Origin of the sequence: Peterkaempfera griseoplana, from assembly GCF_001418575.1 — a bacterium.
GTDB lineage: Bacteria > Actinomycetota > Actinomycetes > Streptomycetales > Streptomycetaceae > Peterkaempfera > Peterkaempfera griseoplana.
The window spans coordinates 1-1,146 of sequence record NZ_LIQR01000277.1; the positions used below are offsets into that span (position 1 = coordinate 1).

At 67.9% G+C, this 1,146-nt stretch carries 1 protein-coding gene; it reads right to left on the reverse strand.

Annotation, left to right across the window (positions count from 1 at the left end; all coding sequences use genetic code 11):
- Positions 1–1,146 (reverse strand): condensation domain-containing protein (locus AOK09_RS20745; protein WP_245687394.1); only part of this gene is annotated, 1,146 nt, incomplete at both ends.

Genomic DNA, 1,146 nt, shown 5'->3' on the forward strand with positions numbered 1-1,146 from the left:
TGCTCGTGTTCTTCGCGTGAGATTCCGAGTCGTGCCTGGGCTACGAAGTCGCGGAAGGGCAGTGGTGCGGGCAGGGTCTGGTGTTGGCCGGTGAGGAAGGCTCGGACCTCGTTCATGAGGATGTCGAGGGTGGTGTGGTCCTGGATGAGGTGGTGGACCTGGAGCAGGGCGAACCAGCGTCCGTCCTCGGGCTCGGCCGCCACGAAGATCCGCACGAGTGGGGCCTCGTCCAGTGCCATCACCGACGGACACGCCGCCAGGAAACGCTGGGTGACATCGCCCTCATCGGCCAGGTCGACCGTCCGCACGGATATGGGGGCTTCGTGGAGGACGACCTGGACGGGTTGGGGGAGGTTCTGCCAGATGATCGCGGTGCGCAGGATGTCGTGCCGGTTGACGACCTGCTGGAGTGCGGTGGTGAAGGTGTCGAGGTGTTCGCGGCTGTCGAAGCCGAGGACGGTGGGCAGTAGGTAGGCGTCGGTGCCTTCGTCGGCCTGCAGGACGTGGTGGAAGAAGATGCCTTCCTGGAGGGGTGTCAGGGGGTAGATGTCGGCGATGTTGGCGGCTCCGCCGGGTACGCGGTCGACGATCCGCTGGACGTCGTCGGCGCTGAGTTCGACCAGGGGCAGCATCTCCGGGGTGATCTCCCGCGCCCCCTGAGGAATCAGGTTCGGGGGCGCCTGGAATACCGGCCCGCCCAGGACAGCCGCGAGCCCCGCCACCGTCGGCGCAGTGAACAGCGCCTTGACGGACAGGTCGACGTCGAGGGCCGCGCGGATGCGGCCGATCAGCGTGACGGCGAGCAGGGAGTGTCCGCCGAGTTCGAAGAAGTTGTCGTCGACGCCGACTTCGGGGATGCCGAGCACCTCGGCGAACACGGCGCACAACTGCGCTTCCCGCTCGGACTCCGGCTTGCGGCCTGTCCCGGCGGTCACGGCCAGGTCCGGCTCGGGCAGGGCCTTCCGGTCCAGCTTGCCGTTGACCGTCAGCGGGAACGCGTCGATGACCAGGAACGCCGACGGGACCATGTAGTCCGCGAGCAGACCGACCGCGTGAGCCCGGACCTCGGTGGTGAGTTCGGCGGTGTCCTCGTACTGCTTCCCCTCGGAGGCGGGAACGATGTAGGCGACGAGGCGGTGGTCTCCG